19 protein-coding genes are annotated in these 20037 nt (G+C 66.9%); 8 read left to right on the top strand and 11 right to left on the bottom strand.

What is annotated here, in order from left to right:
• Window positions 1-56: 56 nt before the first annotated feature.
• The 4 genes from VF649_RS08940 to VF649_RS08955 all read right to left on the bottom strand — a co-directional run bounded on the left by VF649_RS08940 (window position 57) and on the right by VF649_RS08955 (window position 5530).
• The gene (locus tag VF649_RS08940) at window positions 57-2201 is read right to left on the bottom strand and encodes a TonB-dependent receptor (protein WP_331011613.1); all 2145 of its coding nucleotides are present in this window, start codon (window positions 2199-2201) and stop codon (window positions 57-59) included.
• Window positions 2202-2339: 138 nt separating this feature from the next.
• The gene (locus tag VF649_RS08945; RefSeq protein WP_331011614.1) at window positions 2340-2990 is read right to left on the bottom strand and encodes a TetR/AcrR family transcriptional regulator; all 651 of its coding nucleotides are present in this window, start codon (window positions 2988-2990) and stop codon (window positions 2340-2342) included.
• Window positions 2991-3143: 153 nt separating this feature from the next.
• Window positions 3144-4595, bottom strand: coding sequence for an aldehyde dehydrogenase (locus VF649_RS08950; RefSeq protein WP_331011615.1), 1452 nt, complete (start codon window positions 4593-4595; stop codon window positions 3144-3146).
• Window positions 4592-5530, bottom strand: a complete 939-nt coding sequence (locus VF649_RS08955; RefSeq protein WP_331011616.1) for a 2-dehydropantoate 2-reductase — start codon at window positions 5528-5530, stop codon at window positions 4592-4594. The genes VF649_RS08950 and VF649_RS08955 overlap by 4 nt, the downstream gene beginning before the upstream one ends.
• A 70-nt stretch (window positions 5531-5600) precedes the next feature.
• Between VF649_RS08955 and VF649_RS08960 the strand changes: the two genes are divergently transcribed.
• Window positions 5601-6092 carry a MarR family winged helix-turn-helix transcriptional regulator gene (locus tag VF649_RS08960; RefSeq protein WP_331011617.1) on the top strand — a complete coding sequence of 164 codons (492 nt, stop codon included), beginning with the start codon at window positions 5601-5603 and terminating at the stop codon, window positions 6090-6092.
• Between the two features lie 3 nt (window positions 6093-6095).
• Window positions 6096-7808, top strand: coding sequence for a thiamine pyrophosphate-requiring protein (locus VF649_RS08965; RefSeq protein WP_331011618.1), 1713 nt, complete (start codon window positions 6096-6098; stop codon window positions 7806-7808).
• A 30-nt stretch (window positions 7809-7838) separates the two neighbouring features.
• On the opposite strand, the gene VF649_RS08970 is transcribed toward VF649_RS08965, so the two are convergent.
• From VF649_RS08970 to VF649_RS09000, 7 genes are read right to left on the bottom strand one after another with little or no spacing between them, the layout of a single operon-like run.
• Entirely contained in the window at window positions 7839-8681 is an 843-nt protein-coding gene (locus tag VF649_RS08970; RefSeq protein ID WP_331011619.1) for a 3-hydroxyacyl-CoA dehydrogenase family protein, read from the bottom strand.
• Window positions 8678-9607 carry a 3-keto-5-aminohexanoate cleavage protein gene (locus tag VF649_RS08975; protein WP_331011620.1) on the bottom strand — a complete coding sequence of 310 codons (930 nt, stop codon included), beginning with the start codon at window positions 9605-9607 and terminating at the stop codon, window positions 8678-8680. The genes VF649_RS08970 and VF649_RS08975 overlap by 4 nt, the downstream gene beginning before the upstream one ends.
• Window positions 9604-10803, bottom strand: a complete 1200-nt coding sequence (locus VF649_RS08980) for an MFS transporter (protein ID WP_331011621.1) — start codon at window positions 10801-10803, stop codon at window positions 9604-9606. Before VF649_RS08980 ends, VF649_RS08975 begins: the two co-directional genes overlap by 4 nt.
• Window positions 10800-11600, bottom strand: coding sequence for an SDR family NAD(P)-dependent oxidoreductase (locus VF649_RS08985; RefSeq protein ID WP_331011622.1), 801 nt, complete (start codon window positions 11598-11600; stop codon window positions 10800-10802). Before VF649_RS08985 ends, VF649_RS08980 begins: the two co-directional genes overlap by 4 nt.
• Window positions 11597-11947, bottom strand: a complete 351-nt coding sequence (locus VF649_RS08990) for a cupin domain-containing protein (RefSeq protein WP_331011623.1) — start codon at window positions 11945-11947, stop codon at window positions 11597-11599. The genes VF649_RS08985 and VF649_RS08990 overlap by 4 nt, the downstream gene beginning before the upstream one ends.
• A gap of 25 nt (window positions 11948-11972) precedes the next feature.
• Window positions 11973-13487, bottom strand: coding sequence for an FAD-dependent oxidoreductase (locus tag VF649_RS08995; RefSeq protein ID WP_331011624.1), 1515 nt, complete (start codon window positions 13485-13487; stop codon window positions 11973-11975).
• Window positions 13488-13531: 44 nt separating this feature from the next.
• Entirely contained in the window at window positions 13532-14401 is an 870-nt protein-coding gene (locus tag VF649_RS09000) for a cyclase family protein (RefSeq protein WP_331011625.1), read from the bottom strand.
• Window positions 14402-14648: 247 nt separating this feature from the next.
• Here VF649_RS09000 and VF649_RS09005 point away from each other — a divergent pair, with 247 nt between their 5' ends.
• From VF649_RS09005 to VF649_RS09030, 6 genes are all read left to right on the top strand, one after another.
• Window positions 14649-15518, top strand: a complete 870-nt coding sequence (locus VF649_RS09005; RefSeq protein ID WP_331011626.1) for an SDR family NAD(P)-dependent oxidoreductase — start codon at window positions 14649-14651, stop codon at window positions 15516-15518.
• Complete coding sequence (locus tag VF649_RS09010; RefSeq protein WP_331011627.1) at window positions 15518-16063, top strand: nuclear transport factor 2 family protein; 546 nt, start codon at window positions 15518-15520, stop codon at window positions 16061-16063. The genes VF649_RS09005 and VF649_RS09010 overlap by 1 nt, the downstream gene beginning before the upstream one ends.
• The gene (locus tag VF649_RS09015; RefSeq protein ID WP_331011628.1) at window positions 16060-16881 is read left to right on the top strand and encodes a class I SAM-dependent methyltransferase; all 822 of its coding nucleotides are present in this window, start codon (window positions 16060-16062) and stop codon (window positions 16879-16881) included. Before VF649_RS09010 ends, VF649_RS09015 begins: the two co-directional genes overlap by 4 nt.
• Complete coding sequence (locus tag VF649_RS09020) at window positions 16881-18101, top strand: MFS transporter (protein WP_331011629.1); 1221 nt, start codon at window positions 16881-16883, stop codon at window positions 18099-18101. The genes VF649_RS09015 and VF649_RS09020 overlap by 1 nt, the downstream gene beginning before the upstream one ends.
• Window positions 18098-19039 (top strand): NAD-dependent epimerase/dehydratase family protein, encoded by a 942-nt coding sequence (locus tag VF649_RS09025; protein WP_331011630.1) that lies wholly within the window; start codon window positions 18098-18100, stop codon window positions 19037-19039. The genes VF649_RS09020 and VF649_RS09025 overlap by 4 nt, the downstream gene beginning before the upstream one ends.
• Window positions 19040-19284: 245 nt before the next feature.
• On the top strand, window positions 19285-20037 hold a 753-nt coding region (locus VF649_RS09030; RefSeq protein ID WP_331011631.1), incomplete at its 3' end, for a TonB-dependent receptor plug domain-containing protein.

The raw sequence follows: 20037 nt of genomic DNA on the forward strand, positions 1-20037 counted from the left end.
TCATCATGCGCCTTTGAAAGGGGCGCGCGTCACTGCGCACCGGGAGAAACAGAGGATCAGAAATTCACGCCCAGGGTCACGCCGTACGTGCGCGGCGCGGCCGGGATCGCAACGTCGCCCGGCCCGATCGACTGCACGTGATAATAATATTTGGCGTTGGTGAGGTTCTTGGCCCACAGCCGCGCCTCATAGCGATCATCGCTCGACGTCCAGCCAAGGCTGCCCGAAACCAGGTTGTAGGATGGCGTCTTGATGCGGTTGTCGGGATCGGAATACCAACCGGCATTGTAATAATAGTTGGCCGAGACGTTGAACTTTCCGACCGACGACGGGATGACATAGTTCACCCCGGCATTGCCCGAGAAATCGGGCGTGCGGATGATCGTGTTGCCCGTGGCATCGCCCGTGATGATCGTGTTGCCGCCACGCGGGTTGCGCGTCGAAATCGGCGCGTTGAGAAAGCTGCCGTACCGGCCATGAACATAGGAACCGCTGACGTTGAGCGTCAGTTGGCTGGTGATCGCGGCGCTGATGTCGCCATCCACGCCCCAGATCTCGGCGGAACTGGCGTTCAGCGTCTGCTGCGAATTGCCGTCGGCGCGGGCGATCTGGATGTCCTTGAAGTCATAATGGAACACCGCGACGTTGACGCGCAGCCGACGGTCGAGCAGATCGGTCTTCAACCCCGCTTCCAGCGCGTCGATCACTTCGGGCCGCAACGCGGCCACCGACGCATCGGTCAGGTTGAACGTCCCGGCACGAAACCCGCGATTGTAGGACACATAACCCAGCACATCGCGCGTGAACTGATGATCCGCCGACAGGCGCCAGGTCAGTTTGCCCTGCGATGTCGTGCGCTGGGGATCCAGCGTGATCGCGCCGGTGGCGTTCGACTGGCGATAGTCGTTGAACGTATAGCTGTCGTTCGTATAGCGCAGCCCCGCGGTCAGGCGCGTCCCCTCGGCCACTTCATAGGTTCCCTGCGCGAAGGCGGAGCCGGACTCGACCTGCTGCGTGGCGAACAGCTTGAAGACCGGGTTCTGGAACGGATCGGTCTGTGCGGTACCGTTCAGGTAGAAGCCGCCAAGGATCCAGGTGAACGGCCCCGACCCGTCGGAGAGCAGCTGAAGTTCCTGCGTGAACTGCTTGCTGCGTTCGGTGATATCGATCGCGATCGCGGGAACCGGGCTGCCGTCGAGATCGATGATGTTGTGGCCATATTGCTTGCGATAGGCCGTGATGCTGCGCAATCGCACGGCGCCCATGCCCTGTTCGACCGTCAGGCTTCCGCCGCCCTGCTTGGCGACGCCGCGCTCGTAGAAATTCTGGTTCACATCCCAGAACCCGCCGGGCACCGGAATGCCGACCACCGTCAGCGCATCCTGATAAGGCTTGTTGAGCGAGGCCGCGGCCGGGTTGGTGTAGGAATAATCGAGCGCCAGCACCATCCGGGTGTCGGGCCCGGGCGTGAACAGCAGCTTGGACCGGATCAGGAAATCGCGCTGCTTGGCGACATCGTCCTTGGTCGCGAAATTGTAGCTCCAGCCCTTGGCCTGGTTGCGGTAGAATGCCGACAGGTCGAGCGCGATGTCCTTGGTCAGGCCCGCGCTGCCATAGATCGATCCTTCGACCGTATCGTAGTTCCCGTAACCGGCCCGCATCCGCAATTGCGGCTCGAACGTCGGGTCCTTGGTGATGACGTTGATGATGCCGCCGGTGCTGTTACGGCCGAACAGCGTACCCTGCGGACCCTTCAGCACCTCGATCCGCTCGATATTGTTGAACTCGAACTGGGTCGACGCCATGCCCGGAATATAGACGCCGTCGACATAGGTCGCGACGCTGGCGGGGTTGCCGACCGCGGCGGCCGCGGTGCCGACCCCGCGCAGGAACGGCGAAAGCTGCCCCGCGGGTGCGGTGAAGTTCAGGCCGGGCGTGACCTGTGCCAGCGAATTGACGCCGGTCGTGCCCGATCGCTCCAGCGCGCGCGCGGTGATCGCCGTGATCGCGATCGGAACCCGCTGCAGGCTTTCCGAGCGCCGCTCGGCCGTGACCACGATGTCTTCAAGACCGCCATCGGGGTCGGTCGCCGCGGCCGGAGCCGCCGCACCGGCGGCAGCGGCCTGTTGCGCGACGGCGGGCATCGACCCGGCCATCATGATCGCGGCGGTCGACAGGTAGAACCAACGTGCGTGCTTCATTGCGAAACCCCTCCCAAGAGTTCGGGGCTCTGCGGCACCCGTTCACCTGCAGCTTGCGGCTGCCCGATGCCGGGATGGATCAATCATCATCGGGTGTCAAATAAAAATGATCGGCTATCACAAACGGCCGATCATCACCTACGTGTCCTGATCCTGAAACGAGAAATCGATCGTCAGCGGCGCGACCGCCGGCAGCGGTGCGTTTGCGAGTTCATGGGCGGTGCGGCGGGACACGCCCATCACCCGCATGAATCCCTCCGTGATCAGCGCGTCGGCTTCGGGCGGCTGCATGCCCAGCTGCATGTCGCGCATGCCGCCGACGACCAGCCAGATCAGCATGGCCAGCACGGGTTCGATATTGTCTTCGGCGATGTGGACGACGCCAGTCGCGATGGCGTGGCGGATATGGTGAAGCACGAACGGATGCAGTCCGGCGCGCAACCGATCGGCCAGCAGATCGGGCCGGCGCGCCCACCATCCCAATGTCACATCCTGATATCCCGACCGGATCAGCAGCCGCGTCGACATGGCCATGGCCAAATCGGGGCGCGTTTCCTGCAACGGAGCGGTCAGCACCAGATTGCGCTGCGCGACGCTGTGGATCATGCAGTCGAGGACGCCGACCGCCAGATCCTCCTTGTTCTGAAAATAGTTGTAGAAGGTCCCGAACCCGATGTCCGCCTTGTCGGTGATTTCGCGGATCGTCGCGGCGTCGACACCCTTCTCGACCATCACGTCATAGGCCGCCTCCAGCAACTTGGCGCGCGTCGCACGCCGCTTCTTCTCCATGCGGCCGGCCGGCCGCGGCGTGACGGGCGCTTCCGGCTTTGCGGTTGACGCGGCGACGATGGCATTTCTCCCACGGCGCGCCGGGCCGACCCGGCGCTTCGCGGGACCTCTACCGCAGCTTGGTCATACTCCCAAATCGGAAGTGATGGTCGATCAGATCGGATAATGGACAGGTTGCGTGTCTATCGTGATCCATTGCAGTTCGGTAAATTCGGCAATGCCCGCGCGTCCGCCGAACCGGCCATAGCCGGACGCCTTGGTGCCGCCGAACGGCATCTGGGCCTCGTCGTGCACGGTAGGGCCGTTGATATGGCACATGCCGACCTGCAATCGCGCCGCCAGTTGCAGGGCCTGTCCCACGTCGCGGCTGAAGATCGCGGATGTCAGGCCATAATCGGTCTCGTTGGCAACCCGTATCGCCGCATCCGCGTCCGCGACGCGGATGATCGCGGTAATCGGCCCGAAACTTTCCTCGCGGTACAGGCGCATGGCCGGCGTGACATGATCCAGCGCCGCGGCGCCCATCAGCACGCCGTCGTCGGGCGGACCGCGGTATAGCACCGCGCCCTGGGCGACCGCATCCTCGACCAGTTCGGCGATGTGCGCCGTCGCCGCCCGGTCGATGACCGCGCCCAGCGGCGCCGTACCCGCGGCCGGGTCCCCCGCGGTCAGCGTGGCGACCTTGGCGGCGAACTTCGCCATGAACGCATCCCCGACCCCGGCCGTCACGATGATCCGTTCGGTCGACATGCAGATCTGGCCGGAGTTGAAGAAGGCGCCAAATGCGGCCGCGGCGACCGCGGCATCGACATCCGCATCGTCCAGGACGATCAGCGGCGCCTTGCCGCCCAGTTCCAGCAGCGCCGGCTTCAGTTCCTCGGCACAGAGCCGCGCGATGATCCGCCCGACCTTGGTGGATCCGGTGAAGTTCACCCGTCGCACCGCCCGGTGCCGGATCAGTGCCTCCACCACCGCGCCGGCAGCTGTGGGCGCGTTGCTGACCACGTTGACGACACCGGCCGCGAACCCGGCTTCACGCAGCACGTCGCCGATCAGCCAGTGGGTCGCCGGACAGGCTTCGGACGCCTTCAGGACGACCGTGTTGCCGCATGCCAGCGCGGTCGCGATCGCGCGGACGCCCAGGATGACCGGCGCATTCCAGGGCGCGATGCCCAGCACGACACCCGCGGGCCGGCGCACCGCCATCGCGACGCAACCGGGCCGGTCGGACGGAATGACCTCGCCCGATATCTGCGTGGTCAGTGCCGCCGCCTCGCGCAGCATGCCTGCGCCAAGGTGGACGTTGAACCCTGCCCAGGACCGGGTCGCGCCCGTCTCCGTCTGCATCGCCGCGACGAACTCGTCCGCGCGACGCTCCATCACCGCCGCGGCCGCCAGCAGCAGCGTGCGCCGTGCATTGGGGCCGAGCGCCGCCCAGTCCGGCAGCGCCGCCGCCGCAGCATCGGCGGCGCGCCCCGCGTCGCCGATGCTTGCCGCCGCCGCCCGGGTCGCGGCGTCGGGGGCAATGGGGCCGATGCGGTCGAACGTCGCGTCCCCTTCGGCGGCGACGTCCCGATTGTCGATCAACAGGTTGACGGTCTTCATGCTCGTGTCTCCGAACGGCGTGCGGCTTCGATGGTGCGGACCAGGTCCGCCAGCGTGCGATTGACCGGCACCGCCACATCATGGGCCGCCGCGATCCGCACGACCGCGCCGTTGATCGTCTCGATCTCGGTCGGGCGGCCGGCGATCCGGTCCTGCAACATCGACGGCTTGTGCCCGACATGATGGGCCAGCGCATGGTCGATCTTGCCGGCGATGCGATCGGCGTCGACGGAGAGGCCGGTCGCGCCCGCGACCGCGACGACCTCCGATGTCACCGCCGCGATCAGCCGGCGGCCGGCGGGGGTGTCGAGATCGCCGACGGTTGATCCCATGACGGTGCACAGCGCGTTCATCGCCGCGTTGAACGCGATCTTTTCCCAGATCGCGACCTGCACGGCCGGATCATGGGCGGCGTCCAGCCCGGCGCCGCGCAGCAGTGCCACCACCGCATCCGGTGCGGCACCGTCCTGGTCGCGGTGACCGCCCAGCAGGATCCGGCCCTGTCCATGCGACGCGACGCTGGTCGGGCCGGTCAGGTCGCACGGGATATCGGTGACGCCGACCAGGATGCGGTCGGGCGGCACGACGTCTGCGATCGCGTCGGCGTTGCCGATCCCGTTCTGCAGTGTCAGCGCATAGGAGTCGGGACCGATCAGATGCGCGACCGACGCGGCGGCGGCGGCGGTATGCGCCCCCTTGGTGAACAGGATGATCAGGTCGGCGGGACCGGACAGGCCGCCGGCGCGCGTCGCCGCGACCGGCACGGTTCGCGTCCCCAGGGCATCGTCGACCGTAACGCCGTCACGCGCCAGGGCCGCCAGCCGCGCATCGTCGACATCGACCAGCGCGACGTCGGCACCGGCCTCCGACAGCCGCGCGGCGAAAAAACTGCCCATCGCGCCCGCCCCGACGATCACCACGCGATTGATCCGCATCCTCATCATCCATTATAGTTGGTGTTGCTACTATATTGCATCTTCCCGTGAAACGATGCAAGGGTGCGGCATGCAGGATGAGGATGACACGCACGACCGCGACACGGCGGCCTTGGCCCCGACGTCGCAGCTGGCCGGCAGCGTGGCGTTCCAGCTGCGCCTGGCCCAGGCCGCGTCGTTCCAGGCCTATTCGGAACGCGCCGCCGAACCGGGCCTGCGTCCGGGTCGCTATGCCATCCTGCAATTCATCGCCGATCATCCCGGCATCGGCCAGACGGGGCTCAGCCACGCGGTCGGCCGCGACAAGACCACGTTGACGCCGACGCTCGCCGATCTCGAACGGCGCGGGCTGATCGTGCGCGCGCCGGATCCCCGCGACGGGCGTGCCCGCCGCCTGTCCCTTACCGATGCCGGTCACGGGCTGCTCGCCCGCCTGGCCGACCATGCGCGGGCGCACGATGCCCGCGTCGATGCGATTCTCGGCCCCGACCGCGCCGTGCTGCTGGCGCTGCTCGCCCGCCTCATCCGCGGCCTCGACGGCCCCGCCCCTGACGGAGACTGACCGATGTATACCGCCTCCAGCGCGCTGCTCGATGCCCTTGTCGAACATGGCATATCCTGCATTTTCGCCAATCTCGGCAGCGATCACCCGGCCCTGGTCGAAGCGATCGCCGAAGCGCGCGCCGCCGGCCGCCCGATCCCGCAGGTCCTCACCTGCCCCAACGAGATGGTCGGCATGAGCGCGGCGCACGGCCACTGGCTTGCCAGCGGCGTGCCGCAGGCAGTGGTCGTTCATGTCGAATGCGGTACGCAGGCGCTGGCCGGCGCCGTCCACAACGCCGCCAAGGGCCGCGCGCCCATGCTGATCTTCGCCGGTTCCTCGCCCTTCACCCAGCATGGCGAGCTGCGCGGCAGCCGCAACGAATTCATCCAGTGGATCCAGGATGTCCACGACCAGCGCGGCATCGTGCGCGGCTACATGCGCTACGATAACGAGATCCGCACCGGCCACAACATCAAGGAACTGGTCCACCGCGCGCTGCAATTCTCGAACAGCGACCCCAAGGGTCCCAGTTATCTGATCGGCGCGCGCGAGGTGATGGAGCAGGAGGTCGCGCCCACCCCGAACGACGCCGCACGCTGGCGCGCGATCGAGCCCGCCGCACTGGCGCCATCGGCGATCGCGACGATCGCGACCGCGCTGATCGCGGCACGGCGCCCGCTGGTCGTCACCTCCTATCTCGGACGCAATCCGGCGGCGGTCGCGCCGCTGGTTGCGCTGTGCGAGCGGCTGGGCATCGGCGTGCTCGAATCGGTACCGAACGCCGTCAACTTTCCGCAATCCCATCCGCTCTATCGCGGCAACCAGTGGAATCAGCCGGTCCAGAACGCGGCGCTGGCGGAGGCCGACGTGATCCTGGTGGTCGATAGCGACGTGCCCTGGATCCCGACCGTGTCGAAGCCCGCCGCCGACGCACGCATCTTCCACCTCGATGTCGACCCGCTGAAGGAGCAGATGCCGCTGTGGCGGATCGCCGCCGAAGGATCGTGGCGCGCCGATGCCGCCACCGCGATCGCGCAGATCGACGGCTGGTGCGCGGATCGGCCGATCGACGCCGCCACCGTCGCGGAACGCACGGCGCATCACGCCACCGCGCATCGCGCCCGCTGCGCCCAGCTGGATGCGCTGGAGGCGGAGCCCGAGGACGTGCTGACGCCCGAATATGCCGTCGCCCTGTTCCGCACGCTGATGCCCGACGACGTACTGGTGATGAACGAAAGCATCTCCAACTATCATACCGTCATCAACCATCTCGCGCTCGATCGCCCGGGATCGATGCACACCAGCGGCGGCGGATCGCTCGGCTGGAACGGCGGGGCGGCGATCGGCGCCAAGCTCGCCTGTCCGGAACGCACCGTCATATCGTTTACCGGCGATGGATCGTTCATGTTCACGGTTCCCTCGTCGGTGTTCTGGATGGCGCGCCGCTACGCGACACCGTTCCTGCAGGTGATCTTCAACAATCGCGGCTGGAAATCGCCGAAACTGTCGGCGCTGGCGGTTCATCCGCAGGGCTATGCCGCCGCTGCGGACGGCGTGGATACCTCGTTCGAACCGGCGCCCGATTATGCCGGCATCGCCACCGCCGCCGGCGGCGCCTGGGGCGTGCGCGCCACGACCGCCGCCGAACTGCGCGCCGCCTATGTCGAGGGGCTGCGCGTCGTCCGGGAGGAGAAGCGGTGCGCCGTCATCGACGTCTGGCTGGATCATCACTGATCCAGCCGGTGCGCGGATGCAGGACCGCCGCTAGCGCAGCATTGCGTCCAGATGCGCGGTCAGCCGCGCGCGCAGGGCCGCCACGCGTTCCGGCGTCCAGCCGTCGTGGAAACCCGCACCGTGCGACACGCCACCGGCGCCCGCCGCCAGCCGCGTGCCCAGCGACGGTGAGGGGGTCGTCCGGTCGCTGAGCGTAGGCAGCACGACATCGTGGATCTGCGCGGTCAGTTCCAGGCCGACCAGATCCGCATTCTCCAGCGGTCCCAGCACCGGCAGCCGCAATCCGAAGCTACGTTTGACGATGTGATCGACATCCTCGGGGCTACACACCCCCTCGTCGACCAGCGCCATCGCCTCCCGCCACAAGGCATGCTGCATGCGATTGCCCGGTACGGTATCGCGGTGGACGTGGATCGGCTCCTTGCCCGCCGCGGTCAGCATCGCCATCGTTCGGATGATCGCGTCGCGCCCGCTGCGCGGTCCCTGGATCACCTCCACCAGCGGAATGACGTCCGGCGGGTTCCAGAAGTGCGTGCCGATGATCCGCGCCGCGGCCGCGTCGTCCAGCGATGCGGTGATCGCCCCCACCGGAATCACCGACGAATTGCTCGCCAGGATCGTATCCGGGCCCGTGGCCGCGGCCAGTTCGGCGAAGATCGCCTGCTTGATCGCAAGCCGTTCCGATGCCGCCTCGATCACGCACTCCGCATCGGCCACGGCATCGGCCAGGGAGCCCGCATGGCGCACCCCCGCCAACGCGGCGAGCGCCTGCGGATTGGGATCATAGGCGCTGACCGGCCAACCCGCGCGCCGGAACAGCCGCGCCAGGCCGGCGCCCATCAGGCCGGCACCGATCAGCGCGACGCGGGTCACCGGAACTGCGTCCCGTCGCGGCCCTTGAGCGCCAGCGCTGCGCGCGCGTCCGCCGGGCTGGCGGGCTCCAGACCCAGTTCGGCGAGGATGCGGACGATCTTGGAAACCTGTTCGGCATTGCTTGATGCCAGCGTGCCGCGACCGATGAACAGGCTGTCCTCCAACCCCACGCGGACATTGCCGCCCAGCATCGCCGCCTGTGTCACCACCGGCATCTGGTGCTTGCCCGCGCCCAGTACCGACCAGACATAGTCGCTGCCGAACAACCGATCGGCGGTCCGGCGCATGAACATCACATTGTCCAGATCACCGCCGATGCCACCCAGAATACCGAACACGCTCTGGATGAAGAACGGCGGTTTCGCGATGCCCTTGTCGACGAAATAGGCCAGGTTGTAGAGGTGGCCGATGTCATAGCATTCATGCTCGAACCGCGTCCCGTGATCGGCCAGCAGCGCATAATTGCGCGCGATATCGGCGAAGGTATTACGGAAGATGAACTTTTCGCTGTCGAGGATATACTGGTCCTCCCACGCGAACTTCCAGTTCGTCACCTTGCGGCCCATGTCGTGGAACGAGAAGTTCAGGCTGCCCATGTTGAGCGAGCACATTTCGGGGCTGAACGCCAACGCCGCGGCCAGCCGCTCCTCGGGGCTCATGCTGGGTGATCCGCCCGTGGTGAGATTGATGACCGCATCGGTCGCCTGATGGATCACCGGCAGGAACTGGCGATACACGTCCGGACTGCCGGTCGGTGCGCCCGTCTCCGGATCGCGCGCGTGAAGATGCAGGATGGCCGCCCCCGCCTCCGCCGCCGCGATGGCCTGTGCGGCGATATCGGCGGGGGTATAGGGCAGTGCATCCGACAGTGTCGGCGTATGAATGCCGCCGGTAATGGCGCAGGTGATGATGACCTTGTTCTTCATGGCGTCGCTTTCTTGTGGGTCTCGTCGAGCGCGAGGCAAAGCAGGATGCCGGCCGCCATCGCCGCGATCGGCAGCCAGAGGATGTGCCGGATACCGAAATACTCCGCGACCCAGCCGCCCAGCATCGGCGCTATGCCGCCGCCCAGCACTTCGCCGGTGGCAATCACTACGCCGGATGCGGTGGTCATCAGGGTCAACGGGACCGTCTCGATCGCGATCGGCCCGACCGTCAGGGTGATCAGCGCATTGTTGAAGAAATGCACCGCGAACAGACAGGCGAACAGCGGCCCGGCGGTGGCGCCGGTGCGACTGAGCGCAACCAGCGCGGCCAGCGTGCCGATCGCGCTCATGACCATCACGGGCCTGCGCCCGATCCGGTCGGACAGCGCGGACATCAGGATGGTACCGGCCACCGCGCCGAAGCCGATCGCCGACATGACCATGCCCATCCGGTCGGCATCCAGCTTCAGGTGATCGACCAGATAGCTCGGCAGGAACGCGCTGGTGACGATCAGGCAGGTCAGCCAGCACAGCATCCCGGCCATCAGCAGGCGGATGTTGCGATAGGCGAGCACCGCGCGCCAATCGGCGACGCTCGCGCGCTTTCCCGTGGCGATCGGGGCCGGCGGGATGATCCGCCAGGTCGCCCATGCCACCACCAGCCCGGGCAGCGTGAAGACCAGGAAGATATAGCGCCAGTCCAGCCCCGCGCGCAGCAGCACGCCGACCAGCAGCGGCGACAGGCCGAGGCCGAACAGCACCAGCATCGTCTGTTGCAGCCCGACATTGCCGCCGTGCCGTTCGGGCGGCGAAGCGCAGATCGTCGCCGCGATGCTGGCGGGGGTATAGGCGCCGTCGGCAAATCCCATCACGACGCGGACAAGGATGAGCCCCCCCAACCCGGTGGCGAGCCCGCTGCCGCCGATCAGCAGCGAGAAGATGACCAGCGACCCGACCAGCACCGGGCGATGCCCGATGCGATCCGACAGGTTGCCCATCACCAGCGCCGCAACACCCCATGCCAGCGCCAGCGCGCCCGCGATCACACCGATATCGGCATAACCCAGCCCCAGATCGCGCGCGATCGTCGGATAGAGGGTCGAGATCAGGAACCGGTCGATCCCCACCAGCCCGAACCCGATCGCCAGGATCGCGACGGCCCGCCGTTCATGGCGCGAGACCGGCGGCCGGCTCATCCCGCGGTATAGCCCCCATCGGCATAAATGATGTGACCGGTATGGAAATCGGACGCCCGCGACGTGAGGAACAGCAGCGGGCCGGCCAGATCCTCGGGCTCGCCCAGCCGCCCGACCGGCACGCGTGCCAGAAAGCCCTCGCGAACCGCGATCGCCTTGTCGTCGTCCGCGAACATCCACGCGGTGAGCGGCGACCGGAAAACCGTCGGTGCGATGGCGTTGACGGTGATGCCATATTTGCCCCATTCGCAGCCGAGCGCCTTGGTCATGCCGTCGATCGCCGATTTGGACGTGCAATATGCGGAATAGCCGGCCGGATGACCCAGCTTGCCGCGCGCGGACGAGGTAAAGACCAGCTTTCCGCCCGTTCCCTGCGCGATCATCTGCTTGCCGACGGCCTGCGCGATCAGCCACGCGCCATCGACATTGGCGCGCATCACCGCGGCGAACCGCTCGTGGCTCATGTCGATGATCGGCGCGACGTCGTTCACGCCGGCCGCCACGACCAGGATATCGACTCCGCCATGCGCCTGTACCGCCGCCGCGACGATCGCATCGCAATCGGCTTCGGTATTCGGACGCGTGTTGACGGCGATCGCCGTGATCCCGGCGGCAGCCAGTTCGTCCGCAAGCGTCGCCAGTTCCGCGGCATTGCCCGCCGTCACCACCAGCCGAACGCCGGCCCTGCCCAACGTCGCACACACCACCTTGCCGAACGCGCCCGTCGCACCGACCACGATCGCCGACTTTCCGTGCACGTCGAACAACGCCGACGTATCGATGGCGGGCAAGGTCATGCGCGTGCCTCCGGATAGGGCATCACGACCAGCATCGTCGCCACGGCATTGCCGTCGTTCCGGATTTCGCGCGCTTCGCCGCCGGGTATGAAGCAGCTGTCATATCGTTCGAGACAGGTGACGCTGCCGTCGCCGAGCGTGATCGTCACGGCACCGTCCAGGATGACATAGATCTTTTCGAGCGGGCTGCTGTCCATCTCCGCGCCGCCACCGGGCAGGAAATGCGACAGCCCTGTCCAGGCGAAACGCGAAGCGCTCGCGTCAAAGCCTTGCAGGCGCAGTCCGCGCATGTCGTGATGCTTGGGCGCGGTGTAGGGCCGCGCATCGGCGAAGCGGGTGATGTCCATGGATGTCCTCTGCAAAAGCGCGGCGTCAGGCGACGACCGCCTCGACCGTGGGGTAAAGGTGAAGCGTCTCGGCCAGCCAGGTACCGATGGCGCCGGACGGCGCGCCGCCAGCGACGATCGCGCCCAGATAGCCGTCCGGCCGGATGACCGCCGCGCCCGCGCTCAGCCCCAGCGCCGTCGCAAGCACCCCCTCCGGGTCATCGGCATCGACATGCCAGATGCGGATCGCCCCGCCCCATGCCACCGCCAGCGACGCGATGTCGGTCCCACCCCCGAAGACCGCGACGACGATGCCCCCCGGCCGCAACCGGCTGTACAGCCACGCGCCGCCGATCTCGACATCGGGCAGGCGGTCGCCGGCGACTGGTCCGGTCCGGTCCGTCGGCGCCTGCGCCAGCGGACCGTCGCGATAGCTGACGAACAATTGCCCCACCCGCGCCGACAGGATTTCGGGCGGCACCGATCCGTCGCCCAGCATCGCCTCGGGGTTGCGCGCCAGGACTTCGGCCAGTTGCAGCACGCCGGCCGCGATCGGCTTGCGTTCGTCCTGATAGCTTTCGAGCAGCGCGGCATCGGCCTTGCCGGACGCGACCAGCGCCAGTTTCCAGCCAAGATTGATACCGTCCTGGATCCCGGTATTGAGGCCCTGGGCACCCGCCGGCGTATGGATATGCGCCGCGTCGCCGGCCAGCAGGACGCGGCCGTCGCGATAGGCGACCACCTGGCGGCGATGGACCCGGAACGACGATCGCCATGCCGGTGCCGAAATCGATCCCGGATGCGGGACGTAGCGATCATAAGCGGCCTGCATCTCGGCGACGTCCGGCGCGGCGGCCTGCACCGCGTCCGCGCGGTGGTCGAGCTGAAGCCGGTACTGGTCCCCGCCCAGCGGCACCACGACGAATTGCTGCGGACCATCGCCGCGGAACACGCGGACCGCATCCGCTGCCAGCGGCCAGTCGAGCGTGGCGTCCATCAGGCCCCACCCCTCCGGATAAGAGACGCCGTCGAACGGCAGGTCGAGCAAGGTCCGGACCACGCTGCGCGCGCCATCGGCACCGACCACCCAGCGTGCGGCCGCGGCGATCGGCCGGCCCGCCGCGTCGGTCGCGTGGACCGTGCATTGCTCCGCCGCGCGGTCGATGGCGCCGACCTGGATGCCGAACTCCACTGCGACACCCGCAGCGGCGAGCCGGTTGCGCAGGATATCCTCCGTGATGGCCTGCGGCAGCACGGGCGAGCCACCGAAGCGCGGCGCGGCCAGGGTGAAGTCGATCCGCCCGATCTCCTCGCCATGGCGGAAGGTGATGAACGCCTTCGCGCGGTTCGATCGCGCGAGTATTTCTTCGCTCGCGTCATACAGGTCGAGCAGTTCGAGCGTGCGGGCCTGCAATCCTGTCCCCCGCGATTCCGTATTCGCGTGCGGCGACTGATCGAAGATCCGGACCCGCACGCCCTGCCGGGTCAGTTCCAATGCGGTGGCGAGGCCGGTCGGGCCGCCACCGACGATGATCACCGGCAGGACGTGCATGTCGGACATGGGTTCATCTCACAGGGAGGACAATAATCGGCGCGGCAACGCCGTCAGTCGTTACGGCCGGTCTCGATCCGGAAATTGCCGGTCGGATCGACGATGGCGACCAGCCGGACGATGCAGCCGTCACCCTTCTTCCAGCGCCACGGGAAGGCGGCGAAGGTCACGCGCTTGCCCGTCACCTTGTCGATGTCGCCGCCGACATTCTCGAACCCGCAGATACCCGCGGACAGGATCGCGTTGTGGCACGGCTCCCATTCGGGGAAATCCTCGATCACCTTTCGCCCGGTCAGCTGCTCATATTCGATGTTGACCTGCGGGATCAGCCCGTTGGGTGCGCCGGTGCCATGCGGCCCGATCGCGGTGCCCAGCGGATGGTCCAGCGCCTGGGTGTCGGACCCGCACATCTTGACTTTCTTGCTGACGAACCACTCGCCGGCTTCCTTGTAGAAACCCGGGGAATAGGCGTAATAATGGCGGTTATCGCCATAATATTTGTGCCAGCCGGTGTTCACGATGACGATATCGCCTTCGCGGATCTGCGGGCGGGCATTTTCCAGATCCTCGGCGGTGATGACCTCCCACTTCTTCTTCGGGATCGACACGACGACACCGGTACCGAAGAAATAGGGCAAGGGCACTTCGTCCATGAAGGGCGTACCGGGAACGACGTGGGCGGGGGCATCGATATGCGTCCCCGAATGCATGACCGTCGTGATCTTCTGGGTCAACACGCCCGATCGCGACATGCCGTGCAGCCGCTCGATCTTCACATCCTCGAAATAGGGCCAGCAGGGCTGACCCAGGCCCCACGGGTGGCTGAGGTCGTAAAATTCGAGCCCCATGCTGTTGAGCAAGTTCGATTCCTTGAACTGGCACAGCGTGTCGTCGCGCCAGTCCCCATCTTCCCAACCCGGCATCATCATCTCCTGCACCGTTCATCGATACATTGTGTATCTTGCAGCGGACTATATTCCGCTGGCTGGCGCCGTCAAGCTGTGATTGTGCTGGCTTGTTACCGGTCCCATCGCTGCAGCTTGCAAGCCCCGGCCACGGATTTTTTGTATTGCTGTATGGTACGCGTTATCCTTCTTGTCGGTACAGTATAATGGCGCTAGACAGGCGCAATAAGATGATCCGCTCCAGAGGCGGCCAGAGGATGACGACATGACCCGGACACTGTCAGGCAAGGTGGCGATCGTGACCGGCGGCGGGCGCGGCATCGGCCGTGCCGACGCATTGGCGCTCGCCCGCGCGGGAGCCGCCGTGGTCGTCAACGATCTGGGCGTGGCGTGCGACGGAACCGGCCGTGATCCCGGCCCCGCCGCCGCCGTCGTGGCGGAGATCGTCGGCGCCGGCGGCCACGCGGTCGCCGACACCACCGACATCACCGACTGGATGGCCGCGGGGCAGATCGTCGAAACCGCGGTCACGACGTTTGGCGACGTCGATATCCTGGTCAACAATGCCGGCATCTCCCGCTTTGCCGGATCGATCGACGGCATCACGCACGACGACTGGATGCGCACGTTGGCGGTGAACCTGAACGGCACCGCCGCGCTCACCCACTGGGTCGCGGCGCACTGGCGGCGCCAGGGCAAGCGCGCCGGACGCGCGATCGTGAACACCACCTCGTCGGTCGGGCTGACGATGGTGTCGCACAGGCCCAACGCCGCCTACGCCGCGTCCAAGGCGGCGATCGCGGCGCTCACCCAGGCGTGCGCAGCGGAACTGGCGGACATCGGCGTGCGCGTGAATGCGGTCGCACCGGTCGCGCGCTCGCGCATCAGCGAGTTTGTCGCGCCGCAACTGATGAAGCCGGTAGATGACGGCTTCGACCGGATGGGCCCGGACAATGTCGCCGCGGTCGTGGTCCATCTGGCCTCGTCCCGCTGCCGTTTGACGGGCAAGATCGTCGAAATCAAGGGCGGGGAACTTGCGATCCTGCATGGTTGGACGGTGGACCGGCGGTTCGACAACGGCGATGCCGCCTGGTGCGATCGAACGCTCGATGCGGTGCTGGCGGAGATAGCCTGATGAGCGACGACATCATGATGCAGCGCGCGCGCCAGCTCGACCGGCTGGTGGCCAAGGACGAGATTCGCGACTGCCTCTACCGCATCAACCGCGGTATGGACCGGATCGACCGCGGCCTGATGCTGTCCGGGTTCCACGACGATGCCCAAATCTGCTGGGCGGCGCCCGATTATGTGCCGCTCGCGACCTTCATCGACATCGCGATGCGCGTGCAGGCGGGCAATCGCCGCGTGCAGCATCTGCTCGGCAATATCCTGATCGAACTGGACGGCGACAGTGCCGGCGTCGAATCGTACGAGATCGGCCGTCATCTGACTCCGATGCCGGGGGGCGAGCAGGACCTGATCATCGCCGCGCGCTATATCGACCGGTTCAGCCGCCGCGATGGCGTCTGGCGGATCGAACGCCGGCTGAAACTGGTCGACTGGATCCGCGTCATGACCGGCGCCGACGAGAAATTCGATCGGGTGCCGCACAAGGGCATCCGCGACCGCAGCGACCCTTCCTACGCGCTGTTCGACCTCATGGGCGGAGATGTAGCATGACGACCCGATCCGCCGCCGATGTCTGGAACCTCGGTGATTATCAGAAGCTCGCCTTCGAAAACGTCATCGTCGGTGAACGGCTGTGCGCGGCGTTGGCGATCCCCGCCGGCGCCCGCGTGCTCGATGTCGGCTGCGGCACCGGCAACACCACGCTGGCCGCCGCCCGCCGCCGTGCCGCGGTCACCGGGATCGACATCGCGTCCGGCCTGATCGCGCGCGGTCAGCAGCGCGCCGAGGCCGAAGGGCTGACCGGTATCGACTTCCAGGTCGGCGATGCCGGCAGCCTGCCGTTCGCGGACGCCAGTTTCGATTATGTCCTGTCGACATTCGGTGCCGTCTTCCTGCACGATCAGCAGGCCGCCGCGCGGGAACTCGCCCGCGTCGTCCGCCCCGGCGGAACGATCGCGCTGACGGCTTGGGCGCGCCAGAGCTTGCCGAGCGACGTCTATCACATGATCCACGGGCTGGTGCCGCCACCCGCCGATGCGCCGCTGCCGGCCTATGTCTGGACGGACGGCCCGCGCGCCGCCGAACTGCTGGGTCCTTATTGCAGCGCGATCGTGATCGGCCACCACGATGTCGATGCCTGCTTTCCGTCGGCGGACGCGATGTTCGACAATCATGCGCAGAATTACGGCCCGGTCATGAACGGCATGTCCCGCTTCACCGCGGACCAGCGCGTCGCGTTCCGCGCCGGGTTCATCGAGATCCTTGGGCGGTACAATCGCGCCACGGACGGCACGCTGATCGCGCGCTACGACTATGCGACCATCGTCGCCACACGCGCCGGCGGACACGGCCTAACCCAGGAGAGATGATGATGCGATCCGTGCAGGGCGGCGGGAATCCGCCGGAAGCCGGTTGGCCGCAAGGCATGACCTTGCTGGTGCAGCAGGCGTTGCCGACGATGGGGCCGTTGCTGCTGGTGCCGGTCCTGCCGCTGATCCTGCGCGAATATGGCGCGATGCCCGGTGCGGCCTATTGGGTTCCCAGCCTGCTGACCGTGCCGGCGCTGTGCATGGCGCTGCTGTCGGTGTTCGCCGGGGCGCTGGGTGACCGGATCGGGCGCCGCGCACCGTTGATCGCGGCGCTGACGCTCTATGGCGCGGCGGGGATGGCGCCGCTGTTCCTCAGCGGCTTCAACGCGATCCTCGTCAGCCGGCTGCTGCTCGGCATCTGCGAAGCGATGATCGTCACGCTCAGCATGACGATGCTGGCCGACTATTTCACCGGTGTCCGGCGCGATCGTTGGCTCGCACTGGTCAGCACCGTCGCGTCCGGATCGGCGGTGCTGTTCCTCGCTTTGTCGGGTGTGCTCGGCGCGCGCTTCGGGTGGCGTGCGCCCACCGCGGTCTATGGCCTGTCGCTGCTGATCGTGCCGGCGATGCTGGCATTTACCTGGGAACCGAAGCATGCGCGCGGTCCGGCGGCGGATGCCCCTGGCCAGGCCTTCCCCTGGGCACATGTGCTGGCGGTCGGCGCCGCCACCCTGGTCGGCGGGTCCTTCTTCTTCATCGTCGCGATCCAGCAGGCATTCGGCCTCATCGAACTCGGCGTCACCGATCCGGCGCGAATCGGGCTGCTCACCTCGGTCTGCGGGCTCGGCAATCCCATCGGTTCGCTGATCTTCCGACGTTTCGTCACCACGCGCACCAGCCGGCTGATCGCGGTGGAGATGGCGCTGCTCGGCGGCGGCATGCTGATGATGAGCCAGGCCGGCAGCGACATCGCCTTTTCGGTGTCCGCATTCTGCGCGCTGATCGGCGCCGGTATGCTGATGCCGACATTGGTGACCTGGATGGTGCGCGGCCTGCCGTTCGCCGCGCGCGGACGCGGGGTCGGCATCTTCCAGTCGCTGTTCTCCGCCGGGCAATTCGCCAGCGGTCTGATCCTGCCCTTCCTGGCGCGAAACGTCGTCGACGGCTTCCTGTCCGCCTTCGCGGTGCTGGGCGTGACCGGTTTCGTCATCGCGCTGTGTGCGGTGGTCCGCTCGCTGGGTGGCGGGGTGCCGCACCTCCCGAACGGCGCGCCGGCATGACGACGTCGGCGGCACGCATTCTCGTGACCGGTGCCGGGGGCTTCATCGGCCGGCAGCTCTGCGCTGCGCTGCGTGCCGACCCAGCCTTTGCCGACGCACGGCTGGTGCTGCTCGATACGGTCGCGATCGGCGGCGATGCGCATGCCCGGATCGAGACGATCCAGGGCGATCTCGGTGATCCCGCCATCCTCGCGGCGGCCGTCGCCGGCGGGGTCGATCTGGTCTACCATCTGGCCGGGGTGGTCGGTGGCGCGGCGGAGGCGGACCATGCCGCCGCGCGGCGCGTCAATATCGATGCGACGCTCGATATGTTCGAACGGCTGCGCGACACCGGACGATGCCCCCGCGTCGTCTATGCCAGTTCGATTGCGGTGTTCGGCGAGCCTCCACCCCCCGCCGTCGATGATGATACGGCGCCACGCCCCACGATGGTGTACGGTGCCCACAAGCGGACGATGGAAATCGCGCTCGCGCAATTTTCGGCGCGGGGCTGGCTGGACGGGCTGTCGGTGCGCCTCCCGGCGATCGTCGCCAAGCCTGCGGCCCCGGGCGTCCCGGCGGTGTTCCTCAACCGCATATTTCATGTCCATGCCACCGGTGAGGCCATGACCGTGCCGGTATCGCCGGAGGGCACCATCTGGCTGTTGTCGACACAGGCCTGTGTCGAAGCGCTCCTGCACGCCGGCCGCGTGCCGCTGCTCTCCCCCTTGGCGGATCGCACGATCACGCTCCCCGCGCTGCGGGTCACGATCCGGGCGCTGATCGACACCTTGGCACGCCACTATCCGGACACCGCGCCGGCGATCACGTTCGCCCCGCGACCGGCGCTGGAGGCGCAATTCGCGTCACAGCCTCCACTCGTCACGTCGACCGCTGATCGGCTCGGTTTTCGTCATGACGGTGATCTGGATCGACTGGTGCGCCATGCCATCGCCTGACGCGGGCGTGTGCCGGCAGCGAGACGCCCGCCATATCAATTGTTAATCTCTATTATTGTACCGCTGTCCGGTACATGACGTTTCTATTTGCGGTACGGTAAAGTTGCGCTAAGACTTGGCCAAACGAGCAGACATGGCGACGATAGTGTCACCGTGGACCGCTCATTCCGATCTTCGACAGAAGACGATTTTGGGGAGGTTGCTATGCGAGATTTTGCCTCGGTCAGTTTCTTGATGCTGGTGATGTGCGCGGCATCGCCGGAAATACGCAGACAGCCACGACCACCCCGGATACGCCGGATGCCGGTCCCGATCGGGTCGAAGACATCGTCGTCACGGCGCAGCGTCGCGGCGAAAATCTCCAGAAGGTTCCGATCGCGATCACCGCGATCACCGCAGCACGGCTGGAGGCGGTGGGGGTCGACGACAGCCGCGACCTCGCGGTGCTGACCCCGGGGCTGCAGGCGCCATCGCAGGCCGGCTATTTTCAGCCGCGCATTCGCGGCGTCGGCACATCTTCCGTCGGTCCGGGCCTGGAAAATCCCGTCGCGGTCTATGTCGACGGCGTCTATCTCGCATCGTCGGCAGCCTCGCTCTTTTCCTACAGCGGGATCGATCGGATCGAGGTGCTGAAGGGACCGCAGGGCACGTTGTTCGGCCGCAATTCCACCGGCGGCTTGATCCAGGTGGTCACGCGCGATCCCAAGGGCGGCTTCGAGGGCAAGGCAAGCGCGACCTACGGCAATTACCAGGATTTCATCGGCGACCTCTATGTCGCTGGCGGCACCAGCGATGCGGCCGCAATCGACTTCGGCATCCGTTACGAAACGCAGGGCAAAGGGTACGGCACCAATGTCGCGCTGGGCCGCGAGACAAACCGGCGGTCCGACGATCTCTCGCTCCGAAGCAAGTTGCTGCTCCGCCCGACCGACACCCTGACGCTGCGGCTTTCGGGCGATTACGAATATAACAAGGGCAGCTACCCCGACATCCGCACC

Source organism: Sphingomonas sp., assembly GCF_036387535.1.
GTDB lineage: Bacteria > Pseudomonadota > Alphaproteobacteria > Sphingomonadales > Sphingomonadaceae > Sphingomonas_R.